This is a genomic window from Nocardioides sp. NPDC000445 (assembly GCF_040300245.1).
Lineage (GTDB): Bacteria > Actinomycetota > Actinomycetes > Propionibacteriales > Nocardioidaceae > Nocardioides.
The window spans coordinates 1-24,543 of sequence record NZ_JBEPDH010000019.1 but is presented as its reverse complement, the minus strand read 5'-3'; the positions used below and the strand labels follow the sequence as shown (position 1 = coordinate 24,543).

The 24,543-nt window shown below is 69.3% G+C and carries 27 protein-coding genes; 23 read left to right on the top strand and 4 right to left on the bottom strand.

Translation table 11 applies throughout. The features are described 5' to 3' along the window. Positions 1 to 136: 136 nt before the first annotated feature. The 9 genes from ftsZ (at position 137) to ABT304_RS23035 (ending at position 7,090) form a co-directional block, all read left to right on the top strand. The gene (ftsZ, locus tag ABT304_RS23075) at positions 137 to 1,372 is read left to right on the top strand and encodes a cell division protein FtsZ (RefSeq protein ID WP_350718800.1); all 1,236 of its coding nucleotides are present in this window, start codon (positions 137 to 139) and stop codon (positions 1,370 to 1,372) included. A 9-nt stretch (positions 1,373 to 1,381) separates the two neighbouring features. Then, the gene (pgeF, locus tag ABT304_RS23070) at positions 1,382 to 2,092 is read left to right on the top strand and encodes a peptidoglycan editing factor PgeF (RefSeq protein WP_350718799.1); all 711 of its coding nucleotides are present in this window, start codon (positions 1,382 to 1,384) and stop codon (positions 2,090 to 2,092) included. Beyond that, the gene (locus ABT304_RS23065) at positions 2,092 to 2,796 is read left to right on the top strand and encodes a YggS family pyridoxal phosphate-dependent enzyme (RefSeq protein ID WP_350718797.1); all 705 of its coding nucleotides are present in this window, start codon (positions 2,092 to 2,094) and stop codon (positions 2,794 to 2,796) included. Before pgeF ends, ABT304_RS23065 begins: the two co-directional genes overlap by 1 nt. Positions 2,797 to 2,832: 36 nt before the next feature. Next, positions 2,833 to 3,318, top strand: a complete 486-nt coding sequence (locus ABT304_RS23060; RefSeq protein ID WP_160024322.1) for a cell division protein SepF — start codon at positions 2,833 to 2,835, stop codon at positions 3,316 to 3,318. A 152-nt stretch (positions 3,319 to 3,470) separates the two neighbouring features. Next, positions 3,471 to 4,238, top strand: a complete 768-nt coding sequence (locus tag ABT304_RS23055) for a DivIVA domain-containing protein (RefSeq protein WP_229788310.1) — start codon at positions 3,471 to 3,473, stop codon at positions 4,236 to 4,238. Positions 4,239 to 4,709: 471 nt separating this feature from the next. Next, entirely contained in the window at positions 4,710 to 5,138 is a 429-nt protein-coding gene (locus ABT304_RS23050; protein ID WP_160024321.1) for a TraR/DksA family transcriptional regulator, read from the top strand. Beyond that, positions 5,111 to 5,707 carry a signal peptidase II gene (gene lspA / locus ABT304_RS23045; protein WP_350718796.1) on the top strand — a complete coding sequence of 199 codons (597 nt, stop codon included), beginning with the start codon at positions 5,111 to 5,113 and terminating at the stop codon, positions 5,705 to 5,707. The genes ABT304_RS23050 and lspA overlap by 28 nt, the downstream gene beginning before the upstream one ends. Continuing rightward, positions 5,704 to 6,645, top strand: a complete 942-nt coding sequence (locus ABT304_RS23040; protein ID WP_350718794.1) for an RluA family pseudouridine synthase — start codon at positions 5,704 to 5,706, stop codon at positions 6,643 to 6,645. The genes lspA and ABT304_RS23040 overlap by 4 nt, the downstream gene beginning before the upstream one ends. Further along, a complete protein-coding gene (locus tag ABT304_RS23035; RefSeq protein WP_350718792.1) occupies positions 6,623 to 7,090 on the top strand; it encodes a GNAT family N-acetyltransferase in 468 nt (155 codons plus the stop codon). The genes ABT304_RS23040 and ABT304_RS23035 overlap by 23 nt, the downstream gene beginning before the upstream one ends. Positions 7,091 to 7,149: 59 nt before the next feature. Here the strand turns inward: ABT304_RS23035 and mmuM are convergent, their stop codons facing one another. Continuing rightward, the gene (gene mmuM / locus ABT304_RS23030) at positions 7,150 to 8,031 is read right to left on the bottom strand and encodes a homocysteine S-methyltransferase (RefSeq protein ID WP_350718790.1); all 882 of its coding nucleotides are present in this window, start codon (positions 8,029 to 8,031) and stop codon (positions 7,150 to 7,152) included. 141 nt (positions 8,032 to 8,172) lie between these two features. Here mmuM and dnaE point away from each other — a divergent pair, with 141 nt between their 5' ends. From dnaE to ABT304_RS23015, 3 genes are all read left to right on the top strand, one after another. Then, positions 8,173 to 11,757, top strand: coding sequence for a DNA polymerase III subunit alpha (dnaE, locus tag ABT304_RS23025; RefSeq protein WP_350718960.1), 3,585 nt, complete (start codon positions 8,173 to 8,175; stop codon positions 11,755 to 11,757). Continuing rightward, positions 11,742 to 12,371 carry a hypothetical protein gene (locus ABT304_RS23020; RefSeq protein ID WP_350718789.1) on the top strand — a complete coding sequence of 210 codons (630 nt, stop codon included), beginning with the start codon at positions 11,742 to 11,744 and terminating at the stop codon, positions 12,369 to 12,371. Before dnaE ends, ABT304_RS23020 begins: the two co-directional genes overlap by 16 nt. Positions 12,372 to 12,459: 88 nt before the next feature. Further along, positions 12,460 to 13,980 (top strand): hypothetical protein, encoded by a 1,521-nt coding sequence (locus ABT304_RS23015; protein WP_350718787.1) that lies wholly within the window; start codon positions 12,460 to 12,462, stop codon positions 13,978 to 13,980. A 72-nt stretch (positions 13,981 to 14,052) separates the two neighbouring features. Here the strand turns inward: ABT304_RS23015 and ybaK are convergent, their stop codons facing one another. From ybaK to ABT304_RS23000, 3 genes are all read right to left on the bottom strand, one after another. Then, positions 14,053 to 14,565, bottom strand: coding sequence for a Cys-tRNA(Pro) deacylase (gene ybaK / locus ABT304_RS23010; protein WP_350718786.1), 513 nt, complete (start codon positions 14,563 to 14,565; stop codon positions 14,053 to 14,055). Next, the gene (locus ABT304_RS23005) at positions 14,565 to 15,227 is read right to left on the bottom strand and encodes an LON peptidase substrate-binding domain-containing protein (protein WP_350718784.1); all 663 of its coding nucleotides are present in this window, start codon (positions 15,225 to 15,227) and stop codon (positions 14,565 to 14,567) included. Before ABT304_RS23005 ends, ybaK begins: the two co-directional genes overlap by 1 nt. A 75-nt stretch (positions 15,228 to 15,302) precedes the next feature. Continuing rightward, positions 15,303 to 16,058, bottom strand: a complete 756-nt coding sequence (locus ABT304_RS23000; protein WP_350718782.1) for a hypothetical protein — start codon at positions 16,056 to 16,058, stop codon at positions 15,303 to 15,305. Positions 16,059 to 16,195: 137 nt separating this feature from the next. Between ABT304_RS23000 and hisD the strand changes: the two genes are divergently transcribed. From hisD to hisF, 11 genes are all read left to right on the top strand, one after another. Further along, positions 16,196 to 17,503, top strand: coding sequence for a histidinol dehydrogenase (gene hisD / locus ABT304_RS22995; protein WP_350718780.1), 1,308 nt, complete (start codon positions 16,196 to 16,198; stop codon positions 17,501 to 17,503). Beyond that, on the top strand, positions 17,503 to 18,597 hold the full coding sequence (locus ABT304_RS22990) for a histidinol-phosphate transaminase (RefSeq protein ID WP_350718778.1): 1,095 nt from the start codon (positions 17,503 to 17,505) through the stop codon (positions 18,595 to 18,597). The genes hisD and ABT304_RS22990 overlap by 1 nt, the downstream gene beginning before the upstream one ends. Then, positions 18,594 to 19,208 carry an imidazoleglycerol-phosphate dehydratase HisB gene (hisB, locus tag ABT304_RS22985; protein ID WP_160024307.1) on the top strand — a complete coding sequence of 205 codons (615 nt, stop codon included), beginning with the start codon at positions 18,594 to 18,596 and terminating at the stop codon, positions 19,206 to 19,208. Before ABT304_RS22990 ends, hisB begins: the two co-directional genes overlap by 4 nt. After that, positions 19,205 to 19,849 carry an imidazole glycerol phosphate synthase subunit HisH gene (gene hisH, locus ABT304_RS22980; RefSeq protein ID WP_350718776.1) on the top strand — a complete coding sequence of 215 codons (645 nt, stop codon included), beginning with the start codon at positions 19,205 to 19,207 and terminating at the stop codon, positions 19,847 to 19,849. The genes hisB and hisH overlap by 4 nt, the downstream gene beginning before the upstream one ends. Beyond that, positions 19,850 to 20,182, top strand: coding sequence for a hypothetical protein (locus ABT304_RS22975; RefSeq protein ID WP_350718775.1), 333 nt, complete (start codon positions 19,850 to 19,852; stop codon positions 20,180 to 20,182). A 9-nt stretch (positions 20,183 to 20,191) separates the two neighbouring features. Further along, complete coding sequence (locus ABT304_RS22970) at positions 20,192 to 20,623, top strand: DUF1801 domain-containing protein (protein ID WP_350718774.1); 432 nt, start codon at positions 20,192 to 20,194, stop codon at positions 20,621 to 20,623. A 47-nt stretch (positions 20,624 to 20,670) separates the two neighbouring features. Next, the gene (locus ABT304_RS22965) at positions 20,671 to 21,348 is read left to right on the top strand and encodes a cysteine hydrolase family protein (RefSeq protein ID WP_350718772.1); all 678 of its coding nucleotides are present in this window, start codon (positions 20,671 to 20,673) and stop codon (positions 21,346 to 21,348) included. A gap of 1 nt (position 21,349) precedes the next feature. Then, a complete protein-coding gene (locus ABT304_RS22960) occupies positions 21,350 to 21,889 on the top strand; it encodes an SRPBCC family protein (RefSeq protein ID WP_350718770.1) in 540 nt (179 codons plus the stop codon). Beyond that, positions 21,886 to 22,605 (top strand): VOC family protein, encoded by a 720-nt coding sequence (locus ABT304_RS22955; protein ID WP_350718768.1) that lies wholly within the window; start codon positions 21,886 to 21,888, stop codon positions 22,603 to 22,605. The genes ABT304_RS22960 and ABT304_RS22955 overlap by 4 nt, the downstream gene beginning before the upstream one ends. Positions 22,606 to 22,762: 157 nt before the next feature. Beyond that, the gene (gene priA, locus ABT304_RS22950) at positions 22,763 to 23,512 is read left to right on the top strand and encodes a bifunctional 1-(5-phosphoribosyl)-5-((5-phosphoribosylamino)methylideneamino)imidazole-4-carboxamide isomerase/phosphoribosylanthranilate isomerase PriA (protein ID WP_350718766.1); all 750 of its coding nucleotides are present in this window, start codon (positions 22,763 to 22,765) and stop codon (positions 23,510 to 23,512) included. Then, positions 23,509 to 24,270: an imidazole glycerol phosphate synthase subunit HisF gene (gene hisF / locus ABT304_RS22945; protein ID WP_350718765.1), complete on the top strand. Its 762-nt coding sequence runs from the start codon at positions 23,509 to 23,511 to the stop codon at positions 24,268 to 24,270. Before priA ends, hisF begins: the two co-directional genes overlap by 4 nt. The last annotated feature ends 273 nt before the right edge of the window (positions 24,271 to 24,543 follow it).

Here is a 24,543-nt window from a genome sequence, read left to right as displayed (position 1 = left end):
TGTCGCGCCAGTTTGAGGACGTACGTCTGCCTACTGTTCTGAGAACGGCGAGGTTGACATAACTATAACCCTCAGGTTGAGGGTAAGGGTTAAGAACCGCCGTAAGTACCAACCAGCGATCGAAGGGGCGACCACCGTGGGAGCTGCACAGAACTATCTGGCGATCATCAAGGTCGTCGGCATCGGTGGCGGCGGCGTCAACGCTGTCAACCGGATGATCGAGGTCGGCCTCAAGGGGGTCGAGTTCATCGCCATCAACACCGACGCCCAGGCGCTGCTGATGAGCGACGCCGACGTCAAGCTCGACATCGGTCGCGAGCTGACCCGCGGTCTCGGTGCCGGCGCCAACCCGAGCGTGGGGGAGAGCGCCGCCGAGGACCACGCCGACGAGATCGAAGAGGTCATCAAGGGCGCCGACATGGTCTTCGTGACCGCCGGCGAGGGTGGCGGCACCGGCACCGGTGGCGCCCCGGTCGTGGCCCGCATCGCCCGCTCCCTCGGCGCCCTGACCATCGGTGTGGTGACCCGGCCGTTCGCCTTCGAGGGTCGTCGTCGCGCCAACTCCGCCGAGGAGGGGATCAGCAAGCTCCGCGAGGAGGTCGACACCCTCATCGTCATCCCCAACGACCGGCTGCTCTCGATCTCGGACCGCAACGTCTCGGTGATGGACGCCTTCCGCCAGGCCGACCAGGTGCTGCTGCAGGGTGTCTCCGGCATCACCGACCTGATCACCACGCCCGGCCTGATCAACCTCGACTTCGCCGACGTCAAGTCGGTCATGTCCAACGCCGGCTCGGCTCTGATGGGCATCGGCTCCGCGCGCGGTGACAACCGCAGCGTCGAAGCCGCCGAGATGGCCGTCTCCTCGCCGCTGCTGGAGGCATCGATCGACGGCGCCCACGGAGTCCTGCTCTCGATCGCGGGCGGCTCCGACCTCGGCCTCTTCGAGATCAACGAGGCCGCCGCGCTGGTCGCCGACGCGGTCCACCAGGAGGCCAACATCATCTTCGGCGCGACCATCGACGACGCGCTCGGCGACGAGGTCCGGGTCACGGTGATCGCCGCCGGCTTCGACGGCGGCATGCCCAAGCGCCGTGAGGGCCAGTCGGCGCTCGGCAGCGTGCAGGGCCGCTCCACCGGCTCCCAGTCGGCCAACAACGGCGAGACCGCCGCGGTGGCCACCGCGGTCGCGACCCGCCGCGAGGAGGCCGAGGAGACCCCCGCGCCCGCCAAGCCTGCCAAGCCGGCCCCGGCTCCGGCCACCCCTCCGCCCGCGGCTCCGCCGGCCGAGCCCGCTCCGGTCGCCAAGAAGCCCGCTCCGAGCGTCCAGTACAGCGATGACGAGCTCGACGTTCCCGATTTCTTGAAGTAGGTCCCGCGCTTGTATTCGTTCCGAGCCTCAGCAGGCCTCGTCGACCTGGCATTCACCGACAGGTACGGCGGGGTCAGTCTCGCTCCGTACGCCGAGCTCAACCTGGCGGTCAACGGCTCGGACTCGCCGGAGGCGAAGGCCGAGAACCATCGGCTGCTGCTGGCCGACTTCGCCGGCGGCGCGCCCTACGCCGACCTCTACCAGGTCCACGGCAACACGGTCGTCGACGCGGAGTGCGGCACCCGCCCCGAGGCGGACGGGATCGTCACCACCGAGCGTGACCTGGTGCTGCTGGTCCGCACCGCCGACTGCGTACCCGTGCTGTTCGCGGACGAGGCGGCCGGGGTCATCGGTGCGGCGCACGCCGGACGCAAGGGGATGGCGGCTGGGGTCGTGCCCGAGACCATCGCCCGGATGCGCGCGCTCGGCGCGACCCGGATCAGCGCCTGGGTGGGACCGCACGTGTGCGGCAAGTGCTACGAGGTGCCTGCCGAGATGCAGGAGGAGATCGCCACGGTCGAGCCGGCCGCGCGCGCCACCACGAGCTGGGGCACCCCGAGCCTCGACGTCGGCGCCGGAGTGCTCGCCCAGCTGGCCCGCGAGGGCGTCGAGACGGTCGATGCCAGCCGCTGCACGCGCGAGTCCGACGACCTCTACTCCTACCGCCGCGACGGCGCCGGCATGTCGCTGGGCGCCCTGATCCGGCTGCGAGGTGCCTGATGGCGACCGATCGCGCCGATGAGATCGCCGCGGGGCTCGCCGAGACCCGCGAGCGGATCGCGGCGGCCGCCAAGGCCGCCGGTCGGCCCGCCGACGACGTCCACCTGGTCGTGGTCACCAAGTTCTTCCCCGCCTCCGACGTACGCATCCTGGCCGGCCTCGGTGTCACCGACGTCGGAGAGAACCGCCACCAGGAGGCGGCGGCCAAAGCGGCCGAGTGCGCCGACCTCGGTCTGCGCTGGCACTACATCGGCGGGCTCCAGTCCAACAAGGCGGCCGCCGTGGCCGGCTACGCCGACGTGATCGAGTCCGTCGACCGGCCCTCGCTGCTGCCCCGGCTCAGCCGTGGCGCGGGCGAGCGCGGCCAGATCCTCGACGTGCTCCTGCAGGTGTCCCTCGACCCGCCCGGACGCGAGGGTCGTGCCGGGGCGGACCCCGGTGACGTACGCGACCTGGCTGCTGAGGTCGAGACGACCGACGGGCTCCGGCTGCGGGGTCTGATGGCGGTGGCGCCTCTCGGTGAGGAACCGGAGCCGGCATTCGTCCGGCTCGCGCGGATCCGGGAGGACTTCCTGGTCGAATATCCCGAGGCGACGGTGCTGTCGGCGGGGATGAGTGGCGACCTGGAGCAGGCGATTGCCCATGGCGCGACACACGTACGTGTCGGGTCTGCGGTCCTCGGAGAGAGGCCAACTGTCAAGTAATGTCTCGGACAGCAATACTTTGGGGAAGGTGGGAACATGAGCGGCGCGATGCGCAGGTTCGGTGAATACCTCGGCCTGCTCGAGGACACCGGTTACGACGACGATGTCTACGAGGGCGACGACGACGAGACCCGCTCCCACGAAGCCGTCAAGGCGCCGGTGCGGTCCAAGCAGTCCCGTCCGGCTCCGGTGGCTGACCTTTCCGAGCGGCGACGAGCAACGGTGGTGCCCGCGGTGACCGAGCTTTCCAAGATCATCACGCTGACCCCGACGTCCTACAACGAAGCGCGTCAGATCGGCGAGAACTACCGCGACGGCACGCCGGTGATCATGAACCTCACCGAGATGAGCGATCCGGACGCAAAACGGCTCGTCGACTTTGCGGCCGGCTTGATCTTTGCTACCTATGGGAACATCGAGAGGGTCACCAACAAGGTGTTTCTTATCTCACCTGCGAACGTTTCGGTCACGGCTGAGGCCAAGCAGAGGATCGTTGAGGGCGGCTTCTTCAACCAGAGCTGAGGCCTTCGACACCTGCTCGTAGGTGGCTGGATGCGGTCCGCATCTGGCATGTCTACGGACAGGCGCTAGAGTTTCGACAGCATTACCTGATGCCGCCCCCCGGCGGTGCAGTCCGTACGTCTGAGTCAACCGAGTAATGAATGGGTGAGGTCATGCCGCTGACGCCAGAGGACGTGAGCAACAAGCGCTTTACTCCCGTCCGGCTCCGCGAGGGCTACGACATGGGCGAGGTGGACCAGTTCCTCGACGAGGTCGAGGCCGAACTGGCACGTCTCACCCGGGAGAACGACGACCTTCGCGGGAAGTTGGCATCTGCGCAGTCGGGTGGGGGTCCGTCCTTCCCGATGGCTCCCGAGCCGCCTGCTCCTGAGCCGATGCCGGCTCCTGAGCCGGTCTCGCACCAGATGCCGATGTATCAGGAGGCACCGCAGACCGGCGGCATCGAGACGATCCGGGTCGAGACCGTGCCGGAGGCGTCCAACGCCGCCGCGCGCCTGCTCGAGCTGGCCACGCGCAACCACGACGCGCTCATCGACACCGCCAAGAACGACGCCGACAAGATCGTCGGCGAGGCGCGGACCAAGGCCGAGCGCCTCGAGGCCGAGTCGAAGTCGAAGGCCGACCGCATGGAGGCCGACGCGCGCACCCGTGCGCAGATGCTCGACAGCGAGACCGCCGAGCGTCGTCAGCAGCTCTTCGGTGAGCTCGAGCGCGAGAAGGACAACCTGACCACCGAGGTCGACACCCTGCGCAACTTCGAGCGTGAGTACCGCTCCCGCTTGAAGAGCTACTTCACGCAGCAGCTCGACGCGCTCAACAACTCGGCTGAGTCACAGGCGCCCGTGATGGCCGCCGCCGTCAACGAGTCGGGCCCGGCGCCCAAGCGTCTGCGCTCCATCCTGGGGGAGGACGAGGGCTGAGGTCCTCGTAGTCAGGCTTCCATCGGCCGGTCCCGCTTCGCGGGGCCGGCCGATGCGTACGTCCGCTGCGTTCCTTCCGGAGCACGGCCGGTTCCGACAGGAACGCGTTGTAGCAGGTGAGGCGGGTCCTGTAAGTCGATTTCGGAGTTTTTCCACGCTGCGGACCAATATGCGTGGAGTTTCGGTGTGTTAGTTGAGTGGAGCCGAATCCCGGGCTACATTCCGGGCACGCACTCCGCACCGACTCGGCGGCGCGAAGTGACGGCAGGAGAAAGGGGACTCCATGTCTGTACCGATGAGGTGTCGCGCCAGCGCGGCAGTCGGGTGCGTCCATGTGGCGACGCCCGAGCTTTCTGGGAATACCAGCTCCTACGTCACGGCTTCCACGTCGGTGGCCGCGGCGAGCGCCTAAGCCAAACCTGACCACCGTGCGGCCCGGGGGGCCGTGTCTCACACCAGAAAGCGAGTGCCGTGCCTAAGAAAGCAACCAAGACAGTCGTCTCTCCTGACCAGCTGAAGGTCAAGGACGGCGAGGACCCGTGGACGAAGGATGAACTCAACGAGGTCATCGACGAGCTTCACGAGATGAGGGCTCACAGCCTCGAGGTGCTCACCGCTCTCGAAGCCGAGCTCTCCGGCCTGATGAAGGACTCCGGCGACGGCGCCGGCCAGGACCAGGCCGACATGGGCGCGACCAGCTTCGAGCGTGACCACGAGCTGACCGTGGTCAACAGCGAGAAGGACAAGCTGGCCCAGATCGAGCGTGTCCTGGGATACCTCGAGGACGGCTCGTACGGCATCTGTGAGTCGTGTGGGGAGCCGATCGGCAAGATGCGGCTCATGGCGTTCCCGCGTGCCACACTGTGCATGACATGCAAGCAGCGCGAGGAGCGTCGCTGAGCGACGCACATACCGGTCCTGAGTCCGACGTGCGCCCTGTTCGGTGGGCCGAGTTCGCGACCGTCGCAGTGTTTCTCCTGGTCATCGACCAGATCACGAAGCTCTGGGCGGTCGCGACGCTCGTTCCCGGGCAGCCGGAGGAGCTGATCGGCTCGGTGCTCCAGCTCAACATCATCCGCAACCCGGGCGCGGCCTTCTCGACCGGGACCGGCTACACCTGGGTGTTCACGACGCTCTCGATCGCGGCCACGATCGGTGTGCTCTGGTTCGCGCGCCGGGTGCGCCACCGGGGCTGGGCCATCGCGCTCGGCATCCTGGTCGCCGGCATCAGCGGCAACCTGGTCGACCGGCTGATGCGTGAACCGGGCTTCTACGTCGGGCACGTGGTCGACTTCCTGCAGCTGCCCAACTGGCCGATCTTCAACGTCGCCGACATGTGCATCAACGTCGCCGCGGTGCTGATCGTGATCTTCTCGTTCAAGGGGATCGGGCTGGACGGGTCGATCGACGGCGGTGCCGCGGACAAGTCCGATGACGCGTCGGGCGAGCCCGAGGGCGAGACGAAGTGAACTTCGGTCACGCCGACCAGCGCACGCTGCACGTCCCGGACGGTCTGGAGGGGGAGCGGGTCGATGCCGCCATGGCGCGGCTGTTCGGCCTCTCCCGCACCCGCGCGGCGGAGCTGATCGCCGAGGGGCTGGTGACCGTCGACGGCTCGGTCGTGGCCAAGAGCGACCGGGTCAGTGCCGGATCGATGCTCGACGCGACGATCCCGTCGCAGGCAGACCCTCTGGAGATCAAGCCCGAGATCGTCGAGGGCATCAAGATCATCTACGACGACGACGCCTTCGTGGTGATCGACAAGCCCGTCGGCGTGGCCGTCCACCCCTCGCCGGGCTGGCAGGGGAAGACCGTCGTCGGCCACCTCGTCGCGGCCGGCTTCCGGATCTCCACCTCGGGGGCCAAGGAGCGCGAGGGCATCGTCCAGCGCCTCGACGTCGGCACCTCGGGTGTGATGGTGATCGCCAAGTCCGAGCACGCCTACTCCGTCCTCAAGAACGCGTTCCGGCAGCGTACGGTCGACAAGACCTACCACGCTCTGGTCCAGGGCCACCCCGACCCGCTCGAGGGCACGATCGACGCACCGATCGGGCGCAACCCGAAGTACGACTACAAGTTCGCGGTCCGCGCGGACGGGCGTCACTCGGTGACCCACTACGAGACGCTCGAGGCGCACCGGTTCGCCTCGCTGCTCCAGATCCACCTCGAGACCGGGCGCACCCACCAGATCCGCGTCCACATGTCGGCGCTGAAGCACCCCTGCGTCGGCGACCTCACCTACGGCGCCGACCCGGCCCTGGCGCGGCGCGTCGGGGTCGAGCGACAGTGGCTGCACGCGGTGAAGCTCGGCTTCGACCACCCGGAGACGGGTGAGTACGTCACCTTCGAGTCGACCTACCCCGACGACCTCCAGCACGCGCTCGATGTCATCCGCGACTCCCACTGAGGCGGTGCTCCGCCCGGCGGAGTCCGAGGACATCGCCGAGATCGTCCGCACCTACGTCGAGGCCCGTGCCGCGGCGCCGATGCCGGCGCCGATCTACCCCGAGTCGGACATCCGGGAGTGGCTCGCGGTCAAGGTCCTGGCACCCCAGAAGGGGTCGCAGGTCTGGGTCGCGGAGGTCGACGGCGTCGTCTCGGCCTTCGTCGCCTTCACTCCGACCTGGCTCGACGACCTCTTCGTCCACCCCCGCGCCCAGGGCACCGGCCTCGGCACCATGCTGCTCGACCTCGTGAAGTCGCTGACCCCCGACGGCTTCGGCCTGTGGGTCTTCGAGATGAACACCCCGGCGCGAGCCTTCTACGCCCGCCACGGGCTGCGCGAGGTCGAGCGCACCGACGGCTCCGCCAACCAGGAGAAGACCCCCGACGTACGGATGGCCTGGCCCTAGCCGTGACCGCGCGAAGCGCCGAGGCGTCACTTACGTCGGGCGAGATGGCACGCCGATGCCTACTCGGCCGACGTACCTGACGTCTCGGCCTGCAGATGTGACATCTCGGCGGCGATGAGGGCGATCTCGCGCGGGCCGACGCGGCAGCAGCCGCCGACGTACGCAGCCCCGGATCGCGCCCAGGAGAGGGCCTCTCCGGGCCGGAAGTGAGGCGTGCCGGTCCAGGCGCCGTCGGCGTAGGTCTCACCGGTGTTGGGGTAGACGACGGCGGGCTCGCCGGTGGCGGTGGCGAGCTGGACGGCGGCGGGTACGTCGGCCGGGTCGCAGCAGTTGACGCCGACGGCGACCACCGAGCGGATGCCGGCGGCCAGGGCGAGCGCGTCGGCCAGGGGCTGGTCGGCGCGGGTGCGGGTGCCGGCGCAGGAGTAGGAGAACCACACCGGGAGACCGATGTCGTCGAGCAGGTCGACGAGCACCTCGGCCTCCTCGAGGTCGGGGATGGTCTCGACCGCGATGAGGTCGGGGTCCTCGGTCTCGAGCAGGGCCAGCCGGGGCGCGTGGAAGTCACGCAGCACGGCCGCCGAGACGCCGTAGCGGCCGCGGTACTCGGACCCGTCGGCCAGGTAGGCGCCATAGGGTCCGACCGAGGCGGCGACCAGGCGTCCGGGAGCCTCCTCGGCGACCTCGCGCGCGACCCGGACGCTGCGGCGCAGCAGCTCGGTGGCGTACGTCTGGGTCATCCCGGCCTCCACGAAACCGGGCACGCTGGCCTGGTAGCTGGCGGTCGTGGCGACGTCGGCGCCGGCGGCGAAGTAGGCGCGGTGGACCGCGGCGATCTCCGCGGGAGACTCGTCCAGCAGCCGGGCCGTCCACAGCGCCCCGGAGACATCGTGACCGCGTGCTTCCAGCGCGTTGGACAGGCCGCCATCGAGGATCGTCACCACAACTCAAGACTGTACGGCCAGCCGCCCGAAAAACTGTCGGTGGCGCCAGATAGTCTGTAGTCCTTCCCCCAGGTCGTCCGTTTGCGCGGGCTCCTGCGCCCGCTCCATCCGTACGACCTCGAGGAGGGCTCCACGCCAATGGCGGCCGGCTCCAAGGACTCATTCGTCCACCTGCACGTCCACACCGAATACTCGATGCTGGATGGTGCCTCGCTCCTCGATGGTCTCTTCAAGCGGACCAGCGAGCTCGAGATGCCGGCGATCGCGATGACCGACCACGGCAACATGCACGGGGCCTACGACTTCTGGAAGAAGGCGAAGGCCCACGACGTCAAGCCGATCATCGGCATCGAGGCCTACATCACGCCGAACACTCCGCGAGGCGAGCGCAAGCGGGTGCGGTGGGGCAAGGGCGACCAGGCGCAGGAGGGCGGCGACGACGTCTCGGGTGGTGGCGCGTACACCCACATGACGATGTGGGCCGAGTCCACCGAGGGGATGCACAACCTCTTCCGGCTCTCGAGCCGCTCCAGCCTGGAGGGCTACTACTTCAAGCCGCGGATGGACAAGGAGATCCTCGCCGAGCATTCCAAGGGGATCATCGTCTCCACCGGCTGCCCCTCGGGCGCGATCCAGACCCGGCTGCGGCTGGGTCAGTGGGACGAGGCGCTCAAGGAGGCCGGCGAGCTGCAGGACATCTTCGGGAAGGACAACGTCTTCCTCGAGCTGATGGACCACGGCATCTCCATCGAGAAGCGGGTCCGCGACGACCTGCTCAAGCTCGGCAAGGCGATGAACATCCGCCCGGTCGCGACCAACGACTCCCACTACAACAACCCCGAGGACGCCGCCGCCCACGAGGCGCTGCTGTGCGTCCAGTCGGGCAGCCGGATGACCGAGCCGCCCTACTCCAAGGGCGGCAAGCGGTTCGCGTTCGAGGGCACCGGCTACTACATCAAGACCGCCGCCGAGATGCGCGAGCTGTGGGGCCAGCAGGACCTGATCGAGGCCTGCGACAACACCCTGCTGATCGCCGAGCGCTGCGACGTCCAGTTCACCGAGTCGACCGGTGGCTACATGGCGCTCGCCGACATCCCCGAGGGCGAGACCGAGGAGTCGTGGCTGCGCAAGGAGACCTGGCGCGGCATCGAGCTGCGCTACCCGGGCGAGAAGACGACCCAGGAGGTCCGCGACCGCGTCGAGTTCGAGATCGACGTCATCCTGCAGAAGGGCTACCCGGGCTACTTCCTGGTGGTCGCCGACTTCATCCAGTGGTCCAAGGACAACGGCATCCGGATCGGGCCGGGCCGTGGTTCCGGTGCTGGCTCGATCGTGGCGTACGCGCTGCGGATCACCGATCTCGATCCGCTCGAGCACGGCCTCTTCTTCGAGCGGTTCCTCAACCCCGAGCGTCCCTCGATGCCCGACTTCGACATCGACTTCGACGACCACCGCCGCGGCGAGACGATCAAGTACGTCACGGAGAAGTACGGCGCGGAGAAGGTCGCCCAGATCGCCACCTTCGGCCGGATCAAGGCCAAGCAGGCGATCAAGGACGCCGCCCGCATCCTCGACCACGGCTTCGCGATCGGCGACCGGATCACCAAGGCGCTGCCGCCCGACGTGATGGGCAAGGGCGTCCCGCTCAAGGAGCTGTTCAACCCCGACCACAAGCGCTACGGCGAGGGCGGCGACTTCCGGGCCCTGCACGACACCGACCCGGATGTCCGCAAGATCTACGAGACCGCGCTCGGCCTCGAGGGCCAGATCCGGCAGACCGGCATCCACGCCGCGGGCGTGATCATGGCCTCCGAGCCGATCATCGACATCGTCCCGCTGATGGAGCCCAAGCAGGACGGCCAGGTCGTCACGCAGTTCGAGTATCCGACCTGCGAGGCGCTCGGCCTGGTCAAGATGGACTTCCTGGGCCTCTCCAACCTCCACACCCTCGAGGACGCGCTCGGCAACATCCGCGCCAACCGTGGCATCGACCTGGTGCTCGAGGACGTTCCCTTCGACGACAAGCCGACCTACGAGCTGATGCAGCGCGGCGACACGCTCGGCGTCTTCCAGCTCGATGGTGGTGGCATGCGCGCGCTGCTGCGCTCGATGCTTCCCGACCGGTTCGCCGACATCACCGCGGTCTCCGCGCTCTACCGGCCGGGCCCGATGGGCGCCGACTCCCACAACAAGTACGCCCACCGCAAGAACGGCCGCGAGCCGATCGTGCCGATCCACCCCGAGCTCGAGAAGCCGCTCGAGGAGGTGCTGGGGGAGACGTACGGCCTGATCGTCTATCAGGAGCAGGTGATGTCGATCGCCCAGGTCCTGGCCGGGTTCTCGCTCGGACAGGCCGACAACCTGCGCCGCGCGATGGGCAAGAAGAAGAAGGCCGAGCTCGACAAGCAGTACGCCGGCTTCCAGGCCGGCATGCTCGAGCGCGGCTACTCCCAGAAGGCGATCGACACGATCTGGGAGATCCTGCTGCCGTTCTCCGACTACGCCTTCAACAAGTCGCACTCGGCGGCCTACGGCGTGGTCACCTACTGGACCGCCTACCTCAAGGCCAACTACCCGACCGAATACATGGCCGCGCTCTTGACCTCGGTCAAGAACGACAAGGACAAGATGGCGATCTACCTCAACGAGTGTCGCCGGATGAAGATCGCGGTGCTGCCGCCCGACGTCAACGAGTCCGCCCACGACTTCACCGCGGTCGGCAGCGACATCCGCTTCGGCCTGACCGCCGTGCGCAACGTCGGCGCCCAGGTGGTCGACGGCATCGTCGAGGCCCGCACGTCCAAGGGCCGGTTCGAGGACTTCAACGACTATCTCTCCAAGGTGCCCGAGCGGGCGTGCAACAAGCGCGTGATCGAGTCGCTGATCAAGGCCGGTGCCTTCGACGACATGAAGCACCGCCGCCGGGCGCTGGTGGCGATCCACGAGACCGCCGTGGACCAGTACATCGACATCAAGCGCAACGAGGCGATCGGCCAGGACTCGCTCTTCGGCGGCCTCGACGAGGACGGCGGTGACGGCTTCGGCGTCTCGGTGGCCATCCCCGACATGGACGAGTGGGACAAGATGACCCTGCTCGGCCATGAGCGGGAGATGCTGGGCCTCTACGTCTCCGACCACCCGCTGATGGGCCTGGAGCACGTCCTCGCCAACGGCACCGACTGCACCATCGGTCAGCTGATGACCGACGAGACGCGGCCCCACAACACCACCGTCACGGTCTCCGGGCTGGTCACCAACGTCAACCGGCGTATCACCAAGAAGGGCGACGCCTGGGCGACGGTGACCCTGGAGGACCTCGAGGGTTCGGTCGAGGTGCTGCTCTTCCCGTCGTCCTACCAGCTGGCCGCACCGCATCTGGTCGAGGACTCGATCATCCGGGTCAAGGGCCAGCTCTCCCGCGACAAGGACCAGCCCGAGCTGCGTGGCCAGGAGGTCACCGTCCCCGACCTGACCGGCGGCCCGGGTGCCGCCGGGGGACCGGTGGTGATCTCGCTGCCCTCGACGCGGTGCACGCCGCAGGTGATCGCGTCGCTGCGTGACGTACTGACCACCTATCCCGGAGTAGCCGAGGTCAGGCTACGGTTGATGACACGGGACGCGACCCGGGTCATGAAGCTCGATGACCGGCTGCGGGTGGCACCGACTCCCGAGCTGTTCGCCGACCTCAAACAACTCCTCGGACCAGGATGCCTGACAATCTGATCGTGCCGCCGCCGCCCAGTCTCTACGCGACCGGCCACCGCTCCGCCCGCCCCGACCTGTCCCGCCCGGTGCTCGTCCAGGTGGCCATCATCGTGGCCGCCTTCATCGTCGGCGGCCTGGTGGCCGGGCTCGCGGCGGCGACGTTGTGGACGCCGCCGACCGGGATGGTGCTCGAGGACAAGTGGTACCGCGGGCTCATCTCGATCGACCCGCCCGCCATCGGGCAGAACATCGATCAGGGCGTCTTCGCCGCGACCGCCTGGTTCTCGGTCTGTGCGATCGTGCTCGGCCTGCTGGTCGGCATCGCGGCCGCGGTCTGGCTCAACCGCTCCGAGCTGGTCACCCTGGGCGCGCTGATCGTCGGCGGTTCGATCGGTGGCGGCCTGATGCTGCTGGTCACGTCGCTGCTCTCGCCCGAGGACCCCAACGGTCTCGCCAAGGGTGCCGCCGACGGCACCGTGCTCGAGGACAGCTTCCAGCTGGCCTCGCCGTGGCTGATCCTGCTCGTCCCGGGCTCGGCGATGCTGGCGCTGATGGTCATCTTCCTGATGTGGGCGCCGCACCCTCCCGCGGATCACGAGCTCGACGGGCAGCGGGCCGCGACCGAAAGGTAAGTTCGGCGGACAGCCGCCGTCGGGCGGCGTAGATTCAACAGGTTGGACGGTTGGCACAATGCCGACCGACAGAACCTGAAAGTCACTGATGTCAGAGAACACGCCCGGTCAGAACACGTCCGGACCGGAGGCGACAGAGATCCTCGATCTCGGCGGGGATCGTGCCGGAAAGAGCAGGAAGCCGCTGATCATCGGAGCGGCTGCCGTCGTCGGCGTCGCTGCGGTGGCGACCGCCGGCACCCTCACCGCGGTCGCACTGAGCAACGCCGGTGGCTCCCCGGCAGAGGCGTTCCCCGCCTCGACCGTGGCATACGCCGAGATCGACCTGACCGAGGCCAAGAACGCCCTGCCGACACTGCGCAAGCTGCCTTCGCTCGAGAAGGAGCTCGGCCTCGAGAAGGGCGAGGACCCGCGCGAGTCGCTGTTCACCAACGCCTGTGACGACCTCGACTTCGCCAAGGACGTCGAGCCGTGGATCGGCTATAAGGCCGCTGTCGGCGCAGTCCCGACGGACGCGGAGCCCGTGGTCGCGTTCGCGCTCCAGGTCACCGACGAGTCCGACGCCGAGGCCGGCCTCCCCAAGCTCGTCGACTGCGGCGGCTCGGAGGCGGCCTGGTCGGTCGGCGACGGGTGGGCGCTCATCGCGGAGACCGACGACGACCTCGCCGTGATCGAGAAGGCGGTGGAGGCCGGCACCCTGGCCGAGGACGCCGGCTTCGAGAAGTGGACCGGTGACGTCGGCGGCACCGGGTTCATCACGGCGTACGCTTCCAAGGAGCTGCCGGACGCCATCGCCGACGCGGCCGAGAACGGCGCGTTCGACGAGGCCGAGGGTGAGCTCGCCGAGAACCCGATGGGTGGGATCGCGCCGTTGCCCGACCCGGCTGCCCTGGCCGACACGATTCGGTCGGCGATGAAGGACTTCGGCGGCGCGGCCTTCACCGTACGTGCCGAGGAGAACGCCTTCGAGCTCGAGGCCGCCTCGTCGATGGGCGCGCGGGCCGAGTCCATGGAGGCCGGCACCATCGCCGGCACGCTGCCGAAGGACACCACCGCGGTGATCGCGGCCAACCCGGCCGACGGCTGGCTCACGACCGGCCTGGCCGAGAGCGGCGCCGAGGACCAGTTCACACAGATGCTCGGGATGGCGCCCGGTGACCTCGAGAAGCTCCTCGGTGACAGCTTCGCGATCGCCGCCGGCGAGATCGACCTGAGCGCTCCGGACTCCCTGGACATCGGGATCAAGCTCGACGGTGCCGACCCTGCCGACGTCGAGAAGTTCGTGGGCGACCTCACCGCGGGCTTCGGCGCCGACGGCATCGTCAGCGTCGACAGCGAGGGCGAGGTGACCTCCGTCGGGACCGGGGACTACAGCAAGGACCTGCTCGCCGACGGTGGCCTGGCAGAGACCGACAAGTTCAAGAACGCGGTCCCCAATGCCGAGGACTCCTCCGGCGTGGTCTACGTCGACTTCGACGGTCTCGACGAGCTGGTGACGGCCGAGGCTCCCGAGGTCGCCGACGACATCGAGGCGCTCGGCCAGCTCGGCTTCAGCGCCTACCTGGACGGCGACACCTCGCGAGCCCTGGCTCGCATCACCGTCGACTGACCCGCCGAACCGACTCGGCGCGAACCGACCCATCGCCGAGTCGGCTCGTCATGACGAGCCGACTCGGCGGGGTCATCTGGCGATGGGGGCCGTGGTGGCTTCGGTGATCTTGATCAGGTCGGCGGGGGAGAGCTCGATGTCCAGGCCGCGGCGGCCGCCGGAGACGTAGATCGAGTCGTACGTCGCCGCGGACTCGTCCAGGACGGTCGGGTGGGGACGTTTCTGGCCGACGGGTGAGATCCCGCCCGCGACGTAGCCGGTCGCACGCTCGGCCGCGGTCACCTCGGCCATCTGCGCCTTCGAGCCACCCAGCGCGCGGGCGAGCGCCTTGAGGTCGAGCTGGCCGGTGACGGGGACGATGCCGACGACGAGCTTTCCGTCCAGGGAGGCCATCAGCGTCTTGAAGACCTGCTTCGGCTCGACGCCGAGGGCCTCGGCGGCCTCCAAGCCGTAGGACTCGGCGCGCGGATCGTGCTCGTAGGGGTGCAGGGTGTAGTCGATGCCGGCCTGGGTGAGGGCCACGGTCGCAGGGGTGCCTCCGCCGGCCCGCTTCCCGGTCTGTTTCCCGGCCTGCTTCTTCGGCATCAGTTGGGGGACCACTTCGTGCGAGCGACCTCAGTCGCGGGCAGCGAGGGGATGACGTTCATCGCCTTGAGCTCTGACCGGAGCAGGTCGGTGGCCATGCCGAGGCGTACGCCGGCATCGGGTGCCTCCAGAAGCGCCTGCCGGTCGGGCATGGGCAGGGGAGTGGTGGCCGAGATGGTCCAGGAGAGGAACTCCGGGTCCTTCGGGAGCGAGCCGGAGAACGGGTCATCGCGGAACTCCAGCAGCGCGGCCCGGTAGGCGGTGAACGTCGCTCGTGCGGTGTCCACGATTGTGCTTGGCACCGCGACGTGGTCCTCGGGGAGGTCCTCCACGTCGGCGACCGGGAAGTCGCCCGAGCTGACCAGGCTGTCCATCCGGATCCTGTCGACCGCGAGCACCTCGAGGTCGAAGGAACCGTCCTCGTGCCGCTCCACCTCGGTGATCAGCAGCTTCACCCCGACGCGGTAGAGCGACTGGGCGCCGGTCTCGCCGACCTCGTAGCCCTCGCGGATCGCGACCGAGCCGAAGTGGCGGTCCTCCTCTTCCTGGCGGAGCAGGTGGTGCACCATCGCGCGGTAGCGGTCCTCGAAGACGCGCAGCGGCAGCGTCACGCCCGGAAACAGGACCGCGTTGAGCGGAAACATCGGTAGTCGGTCGGTCACGGAAACCAACCTATGGGGGCCGCGGGCGCACGCGCCCGCGAACCCCCGTGTTCAGTTCGCTGTCGACCCGAGCCGTCAGTCGTCGTAGACCGCCCGGTCGATCTTGGTGTGGTAGCGCTGGCCGCCGGCAGCGCCGAGGACGGCCCCGACGAGCATCACGACCAAGAGGGCGACGCCGGTGATCACGGCGCCCCAGCTGAGCTGGTCGGTGCTCAGCCCCACGCTGGGCAGGTCGACCTGCCGCATGATGTCGTAGCTGGCGCCGAACAGCGTCCCGGCGACGGCAGCGATGATCATCGCCACGATCGCCACGATCCACACGCCCAGGCCCTGTCGGCGGGCGTCGAAGCGGGACATCCGGGCGGCGACGTACCCGCCGGCGTAGTAGCCGACGAACATCACCACGGCGAGCGTGATGGCCGCTGCGATACCGACCGAACCGGACATCTCCTGCAGGTCGGTCTGGGTCCAGTTCTGGTTGGTGCCGATCGCCGAGGCGACGGCGCTGATGATCGCTCCGAGAAGGACGGTGACTCCGACAGCTACCAGCCAGCCGAAGAAGCAGGCGCCCCAGTTCATGCCTCCGTAGGTGTCGTGGAGGGCGGCACGTCGGCCCTCCTCGGCGTGGCGGTGGTGCTCGACGGCGTCTCCCGCGCGCAGGTGGCCGGCCTCGCCCTCGGCGCTGTGCGGGCGCTCCACGCGGTCGTCGTGGCCGACGACCGCAGGGCCGCCGGGCTGGTAGTCGCGGGTCGAGGCGTGGTTCTCGTCGACGCCGGGCTGGTTCTCGTCTGCTTGCTGGTGTTGTCGGTGGAACGGTCGTGTCAGTGCCATGACGATCCTCCTTCGGTAGGTCTGATGTCCGAGTACCCGGATCGGGGCGCCGTATGCGTCTCTCCACCTGCGTCGCGCAGCGTCCACGTGGCGTCGGCAGATCGGCTCCGAAGGCCGCCCACTCGTAGACTTGAGGCATGATCCGCCGCATCGACCTGAGGGGTGCCGACAGAGGCGCCGCTTCGACCATCGACTACCGCGCTGCCGTTCCGCGCGCCGAGTTCGACATCGAGGCGGCCACTCATGCGGTGCAGCCGATCATCGACGCCGTCCGGGTGCGCGGCCAGGAGGCGATCGCCGAGTTCTCGGAGAAGTTCGACGGTGTGCGCGTCGACGACATCCGGGTGCCGGCCGCCGCGCTGACCAAGGCGCTCGACGAGCTCGACCCGGCGATCCGGGCCGGGCTCGAGGAGTCGATCGCGCGGCTGCGTTCGACCTGTGCCGCCGAGCTCGAGAAGGACGCGGTCACCGACCTGGCACCCGGCGCCCGGGTGACGCACCGCAAGGTGCCGGTGGGGCGCGTGGGGCTCTATGTGCCCGGTGGTCTGGCTCCGTTGGTCTCCTCGGTGCTGATGAACGTCGTTCCGGCGCAGGTCGCCGGGGTGCCGTCGATCGCGCTGGCCTCGCCGCCGCAGAAGGAGTTCGGTGGGCTTCCACAGCCCACCATCCTGGCCGCGTGCGCGCTGCTGGGCGTCGACGAGGTCTACGCCGTCGGCGGTGCCCAGGCGATCGCGATGTTCGCCTACGGGGTCGACCCGTGCGAGCGCGTCGACATGGTCACCGGTCCCGGCAACATCTACGTCGTCACCGCGAAGCGCCTGCTCAAGGGGCAGGTCGGGATCGACTCCGAGGCGGGCCCGACCGAGATCGCGATCCTCGCCGACGAGACCGCCGAGGCCGCCTACGTCGCCGCCGACCTGATCTCCCAGGCCGAGCACGACCCGCTGGCCGCATCGGTGCTGGTCACCGACTCCGAGACGCTCGCGGCCGACGTCGAGGCCGAGCTCGACAAGCAGGTCGCCGCGACCAAGCACGTCGAGAGGATTCGTACGTCGCTGACCGGCGCGCAGTCGGGGATCGTGCTCGTCGACGACATCGACCAGGGCGTCGACGTCGTCAACGCGTACGCCGCCGAGCACCTCGAGATCCACACCGCCGATGCCGCCCGGGTCGCCGGCCGGATCCGCAACGCCGGCGCGATCTTCGTCGGCTCCTACGCTCCGGTGTCGCTGGGCGACTACTGCGCCGGGTCCAACCACGTGCTGCCCACCGGCGGCTGCGCCTGCCACTCCTCGGGGCTCTCGGTGCGGGCCTTCACCAAGTCGATCCACGTCGTCGACTACTCCCGCGAGGGGCTGGCCGCGGTCAAGGACCACGTCGTCACGCTCGCCGAGGCCGAGGACCTGCCGGGTCACGGCGCGGCGGTGTCGGTGAGGTTCTCGTGATGAGCTGGCCGCCGATCCGTACCGAGCTCGCCGGGATCGAGCCCTACGGTGCTCCGCAGCTGGACGTACCGGTCCAGCTCAACGTCAACGAGAACCCCTACCAGCCCTCCGCCGAGACGGTCGCCGACATCGCGGCCAGCGTCGGCGAGGCGGCGCGCACGCTCAACCGCTACCCGGACCGCGAGTTCGTCGCGCTGCGGGAGGGGCTGGCTGCGTACCTCTCCTCCGACGTGCAGGCGCAGATCACGCCTGAGCAGGTGTGGGCGGCCAACGGGTCCAACGAGGTGATGCTGCAGCTGCTGCAGGCCTTCGGAGGTCCGGGGCGCACCGCGATCAGCTTCGCGCCGACCTACTCGATGTATCCGGAGTACGCCCGCGACACCAACACCGAGTGGGTCGTCGGACACCGGGAGAGCGACTTCGCGATCGATCTGGAGAAGGCACGGGCGCTGGTCGAGGAGACCCGGCCCCATGTCGTACTGCTGCCGAGCCCCAACAACCCGACCGGCACCGCGCTGCCGCCGGAGGCGGTCACCGTGCTGTGCGAGGCCGTCGGAGACAGCGGCATCGTCGTGGTCGACGAGGCCTACGGCGAGTTCCGGCGGACCGGGGTGCCCTCGGCGCTCGAGCTGCTCTCCGAGCACCGCAACCTGGTGGTCACCCGCACCATGTCGAAGGCGTTCGCCGGGGCGGGGCTGCGGCTCGGCTACCTGGCGGCCGACCCGGCGATCTGTGACGCGATCCGCGTCGTACGACTGCCCTACCACCTCTCCGCGGTGACCCAGGCGGCGGCGAGCGCCGCCCTGCGGCACGCGCCGGAGCTGCTGGGCTATGTGGCCTCGCTTCGTGAGGAGCGGGACTCGCTGGTCGAATGGCTGCGTGGGCAGGGGCTCGAGGTCGCCGACTCGGATGCCAACTTCGTCCTCTTCGGGCGCTACGCCGACCGGCACGCGGTCTGGCAGGGGCTGCTCGACCGTGGAGTGCTGATCCGCGAAACCGGGCCCGAAGGATGGCTGCGGGTCTCGGTCGGGACGCCCGACGAGATGACCGCTTTCAAGCAAGCTTTGATCGATGTGAACGGAGCACGCGCATGAGTTCGGCAAGGACTGCCCGCATCGAGCGGGAGACCTCGGAGTCGAAGGTCGTCGTCGAGGTCGACCTCGACGGCACCGGACGGGTCGACGTCTCGACCGGGGTCGGCTTCTACGACCACATGCTGACCGCCTTCGGACGGCACTCTCTCGTCGACCTGACCGTGCACTCCGAGGGCGACGTGCACATCGACGCCCACCACACCGTCGAGGACACCGCGATCGTGCTCGGCCAGGCGCTGCGCCAGGCGCTGGGGGACAAGAAGGGCATCCGCCGCTACGGCGACGCGACCGTCCCGCTCGACGAGGCGCTCGTACGCTGCGTCGTGGACGTCTCCGGCCGGCCCTACTCGGTCCACACCGGCGAGCCGGAGGGCCAGCAGTACGTGCTGCTCGGCGGCTCGGGTGTGCCCTACCTCGGCTCGCTGACCCAGCACATCTTCGACTCGATCGCGCACCACGCCCACCTGACGATGCACGTCAACGTGCTCGCCGGGCGCGAGCCGCACCACATCGTGGAGACGCAGTTCAAGGCGTTCGCACGGGCGTTCCGCGACGCGATCGCCTACGACCCGCGCGAGACCGGGATCCCGTCGACGAAGGGTGCGCTGTGAGTTTGCCGTCGGTCGTGGTGCTCGACTACGGCTCCGGAAACGTACGCTCCGCCGTCCGCGCCGTCGAGCGCGCCGGTGCCTCGGTCGAGCTGACCGGTGACCTCGACGCCGCGATGGCGGCCGACGGTCTGCTGGTGCCCGGCGTGGGGGCTTTCGAGGCCTGCATGAAGGGCCTGCGCGCGATCCGCGGCGAGCGGATCATCGCCCGGCGTCTCGCCGGCGGCCGCCCGGTCATGGGGATCTGCGTCGGCATGCAGATCCTCTTCGAGACCGGCATCGAGCACGGTGTCGAGACCGAGGGCTGCGGCGAGTGGCCCGGCGTCGTCGAGCGTCTCCAGGCGCCGATCGTGCCCCACATGGGCTGGAACACCGTGGACGCGCCCTCGGGGACCTCGCTCTTCGCCGGGGTCGAGAAGGAGCGGTTCTACTTCGTGCACTCCTACGGCGTGCGCGACTGGACCCTGGTCACCAACGACCGCACCGTCGCACCGCTGGTCACCTGGGCCGAGCACGGTGGCGACCGGTTCGTGGCCGCCGTCGAGAACGGCCCGCTCAGCGCTACCCAGTTCCACCCGGAGAAGTCGGGCGACGCCGGCGCCGCGGTCCTGCGCAACTGGGTCTCCTCCTTGAAGGCGGCGTAGGTGGCCCAGACCGGAGCCCGGGCGAAGGCCCGTGCCGAGCGCGAGCGGCAGGCTGCCAAGGCCGCCGAGGAGCGTGCCGCCCGGGCGGCCAGGTCGGCGGAACGCCGAGCTCGTCGGGAGCGCCTGACCGGATGGGTTCCGGCTCGCCGGTCCCGGCCGCACAGTGCGCTCGCGGAGCGCCGGCGGCGCAACGTACGGATCCTGATCGTCGTCCTGCTCCTCCTCAACGCGCTCGTCTACCTGGTCACCGAGGACGTCGGCACGACCGCCTTCGCGGCCGTCGCGTCGGTGCTGGTCGCGCCCGTGGTCTACACGATGCTGTTCCGCCGCTAGAGTGGCCGGATGGCCACGACGACCTGGACCGACGCCGATCCGGTGGGTTTCATCGAGGCCGTCGAGTCTCCGGTTCGTCGTCGGGACGCGGCCACGCTGCTGGAGCTGATGCGGCGCGCCACCGGGGAGGAGCCTCGGATGTTCGGGTCCGCGATCGTGGGTTTCGGCGAGTACCACTACCAGTACGCCTCCGGCACCGAGGGCGACGCCCCGGCCGCGGGTTTCTCGCCCCGCAAGGCCGCCTCGGTCGTCTACCTGAACGACGGCATCTCGGCCCACGAAGACCTCCTCGCCCGCCTCGGCCCCCACACCCACGGCGTCGGCTGCCTCTATCTCAAGGACGTCGCAGCGGTCGATCTGAGCGTTCTCGAGGAGATCGTCCGACGCTCGTACGCCACCCTCACCAGTGGCACCTACGGCAAGCGCGCCGCGGAGGGATGAGCGTCATGATCGGTGGCTCCGTCGGTGACAACCGCGAGAGCGCCTGAGTGCGGTCGCCGCAGGTGCACAGCTGGGCGATCCCCGAGCGTGAGTACGCGCGCCAGGAGGCTCGGCGCGGCAGACGCCATGCGTACCAGAGCCTCGACCCCGCCAGGACGGCGCTGCTCGTCGTCGACCTCGTGCCGTTCTTCTACGAGGGGAATGCGACGTGCTTCGCGATCACCCCGAACGTGTGTCTGCTGGCGGATGCCCTCCGCGGGGCCGGCGGCGCGGTCGCGTGGATCGTGCCGGGCGATCCTGGACCGACGGCCTGGGCGCAGGAGTTCCGCGGGGAGAAGGTGGCCGAGATGTTCCGGCGCAGCGGCGGGACCGGGCCGATCGAGGGTCGGCTCGGGCCGGGGCTGGAGGCGCGCGAGGGCGACATCCTCGTCGAGAAGACCGCGACCAGCTCGCTCTTCCCGGGCAGTTCGACTCTGGACGACCAGCTCCGGGAGCGTGGCATCGAGACGGTCGTCGTCACCGGCACGCTCACCGAGGTCTGCGTCGCCGGTACGGCGCGCGACGCCGCAACGCTGGGATATCGCACGATCCTGGTCGCCGACGCCACGGCGGGTCGTGACGACGAGTCCCACAACGCGACGCTGACGACCATCTATCGCACCTTCGGCGACGTACGCAGCACCGATGACGTTCTCGAACTCGTCGCCGCAGGCGTACTGTCGTGACATGACCGACTACGAGGTCTCCAGGTCCGCGGTCCTTCCCGGCGACATCGGGCGCGTGCACGCGCTGCTCGACGACTTCCACCACTGGCCGTCGTGGTCGCCGTGGGAGGAGCTCGACCCGGACATGTCGCGCACCTACTCGGGTGCCGAGTCCGGGGTCGGTGCGCGTTATGCCTGGTCGGGCAACAAGCGTGCCGGGGCCGGCGCGATGGAGATCACCGAGTCGAGGCCCGAGCACATCGAGGTCGCGCTGGAGTTCCAGAAGCCCTTCAAGAGCCGGAGCACCGTGAGCTTCGACCTCGCCACCGTCGCCGGCGGCACACAGCTGAGGTGGACCCACACCGGCTCGGTGAGCGGTGTGATGGGCCTGATGACCAGGTTCTACTCGATGGAGAAGGCGATCGCGCCCGACATGGAGAAGGGGCTGGCCAAGCTGGCGACCGTGGCCGCGCGCCCGGCAAGCACGGACTTATTCGGTCGAGCGCGGCTCCGAAACCCGATTGCGTACGTATCCCGAGGCGACCTAGGTTGCCGGTCATGACACCTCGGCGGTTCGGGATCTGCATCGATGCCAACGACCCGGAGACGGTCGCGGGATTCTGGGCAGCAGTGCTGGGCCGGGAGACCGAGGCGAGCGGCGAAGAGATCCGGCTGCTGCCACGGGCGGAGGACGATCTTCGGATCCGGTTCCTGCCCACGGACGCGCCGAAGACGCTCGAGAACCCGCACCACCTCCACCTGACCAGCAGGCTTCCGGAGGACCAGCAGCGGACCGTCGACCGGCTGATCGGCCTCGGCGCGTCCCATCTCGATGTGGGCCAGCGGCCGGACGAGGACCACATCGTGCTCGGCGACCCGGAGGGCAACGAGCTGTGCGTGATCCCGGCCGGCAACCGGTGGCTGGAGGGCACGGGATTCCTGGGCGAGGTGGCCGCGGACGGGTCGCGGGAGAACGGGATCTTCTGGAGTACGGCACTCGGCTGGCCGCTGGTCTGGGACCAGGACGGAGAGACCGCGGTCGCGACGCCGTCGGGCAGCGCCAAGGTCGCCTGGGGCGGGCCGCCACCGGTACCGCGGGGGCCGCGGGACCGGTTCCGCTTCGACCTGATCGCGCCCGAGGACACCGGTCCTGCCGACGAGATCCGCCGCCTCGTCGGGCTCGGCGCCAGGCTGATCGCCGAGACCCACGGTGGCGGGCGATGGGCCACGATGAGGGACCCGGACGGCTACGAGTTCGAGGTGCTGGCGCCTCGCTGAGCCCGTTCCTCCGTCAAGGTATGCAGCCGGGAGCTCGCTTCCCGTGCGGAGTTCCGCACGGGATGTGTCCCTCGGTCTGCATACCTTGACGAAGGAACCGTCTCGCAGCAGGACGGCGGGGCAGGGGTGGCGACGTACAGAACATAGGATCGTCCCCATGGGTGACTACCTCGAGCTCCTGCCGGCCGTCGATGTGAAGGGCGGGCAGGCGGTGCAGCTGGTCCAGGGCGTGGACGGGTCGGAGAAGCGTTTCGGCGATCCCTACGAGGCTGCCCTGAGGTGGCAGGAGACCGGGGCCGAGTGGATCCATCTGGTCGACCTCGACGCCGCGTTCGGCCACGGTAACAACCGTGAGATCCTCGCCGGGATCGTCGGCAAGCTCGACATCAAGGTCGAGATGAGCGGTGGGATCCGTGACGACGAGTCGCTCGAGGCGGCGATGGCGACCGGCTGCCGCCGCGTCAACATCGGCACGGCCGCGCTGGAGAACCCGGAGTGGACCCGGCGGGCGATCGCGACCTACGGCGACCGGGTCGCGGTGGGTCTGGACGTACGCGGCCGCACCCTCGCGGCGCGCGGCTGGACCAAGGACGGCGGCGACCTCTACGAGACGCTCGCCCGACTCGACTCCGAGGGCTGCGCGCGCTATGTCGTCACCGACGTCAACAAGGACGGCATGCTCCAGGGCCCCAACCTCGACCTGCTGCGCGCGGTCTGCGAGGCCACCGACCGCCCGGTCGTGGCGAGCGGGGGAGTGACCACCATCGACGACATCGAGGCGCTCATGGGTCTGGTCGAGGTCGGCGTGGAGGGTGCGATCGCCGGCACGGCGCTCTACACCGGCTCCCTGGACCTGGCCGACGCGCTCGACCTCACCCTCGGCCGGCCGCGAGGGGATCAGTCATGAGCTTGGCCGTACGTGTCATCCCCTGTCTCGACGTCGACGCCGGCCGCGTCGTCAAGGGGATCAACTTCAAGGAGCTGCGCGACGCCGGCGACCCGGTGGAGCTGGCCGCGACGTACGACAAGGAAGGTGCCGACGAGCTCACCTTCCTCGACATCTCCGCCTCCCACGAGGGGCGTGCGACGACGCTCGAGATCGTCACCCGCACCGCTGAGCAGGTCTTCATCCCGCTCACGGTCGGCGGCGGGATCCGCAGCGTCGACGACGTGGACCGGATGCTCCGTGCCGGCGCGGACAAGATCGCGGTCAACACGGCGGCCATCGTTCGTCCCGAGCTGATCGCCGAGATCGCCGACCGGTTCGGCAACCAGGTGCTCGTGCTGTCCGTCGATGCCCGTCGGGCGCCGGCGACCGACTCCGGCTTCGAGGTGACCACGCATGGCGGCCGCAAGTCCGCCGGGATCGACGCGATCGAGTGGGCCGCGAAGGCGGTCGAGCTCGGTGCCGGCGAGATCCTGCTCAACGCGATGGACGCCGACGGCACCGAGGACGGCTTCGACATCGACCTGATCAAGGCCGTACGCAGCGAGGTGACCGTCCCGGTCATCGCCTCCGGTGGCGCCGGCAAGGCGGAGCACTTCCCGCCCGCGGTCGACGCCGGCGCGGACGCCGTCCTCGCGGCGACGATCTTCCACTTCGGCAAGGTGCGGATCGGCGAGGTCAAGCAGGCGCTCTCCGGCGCCGGCGCTCCCGTTCGCTGACGCCCGCACGCACTTTCCCGCCATGGCGGGAAAGTGCTGAGCCCGCGAGGCGGTCTGCCTGGGCAGAATCCCGCCATGGCGGGATTCTGCTTTCCCATCCACCAGATAGCCCGGGGCGCTATCGCACACCCGGGCCGACCGCTCCGCTACCGCACAGCCCATCGCCGAGACAGGCTGGCCCCGCGCATTTTCCCGCCCAGGGGGGGAAAAGCGCCCCCGCGCCCCCCGCGAGCGCAGCAGCGCGCGCGGGGTCTGGCCGTGGCGGTCGCGCGG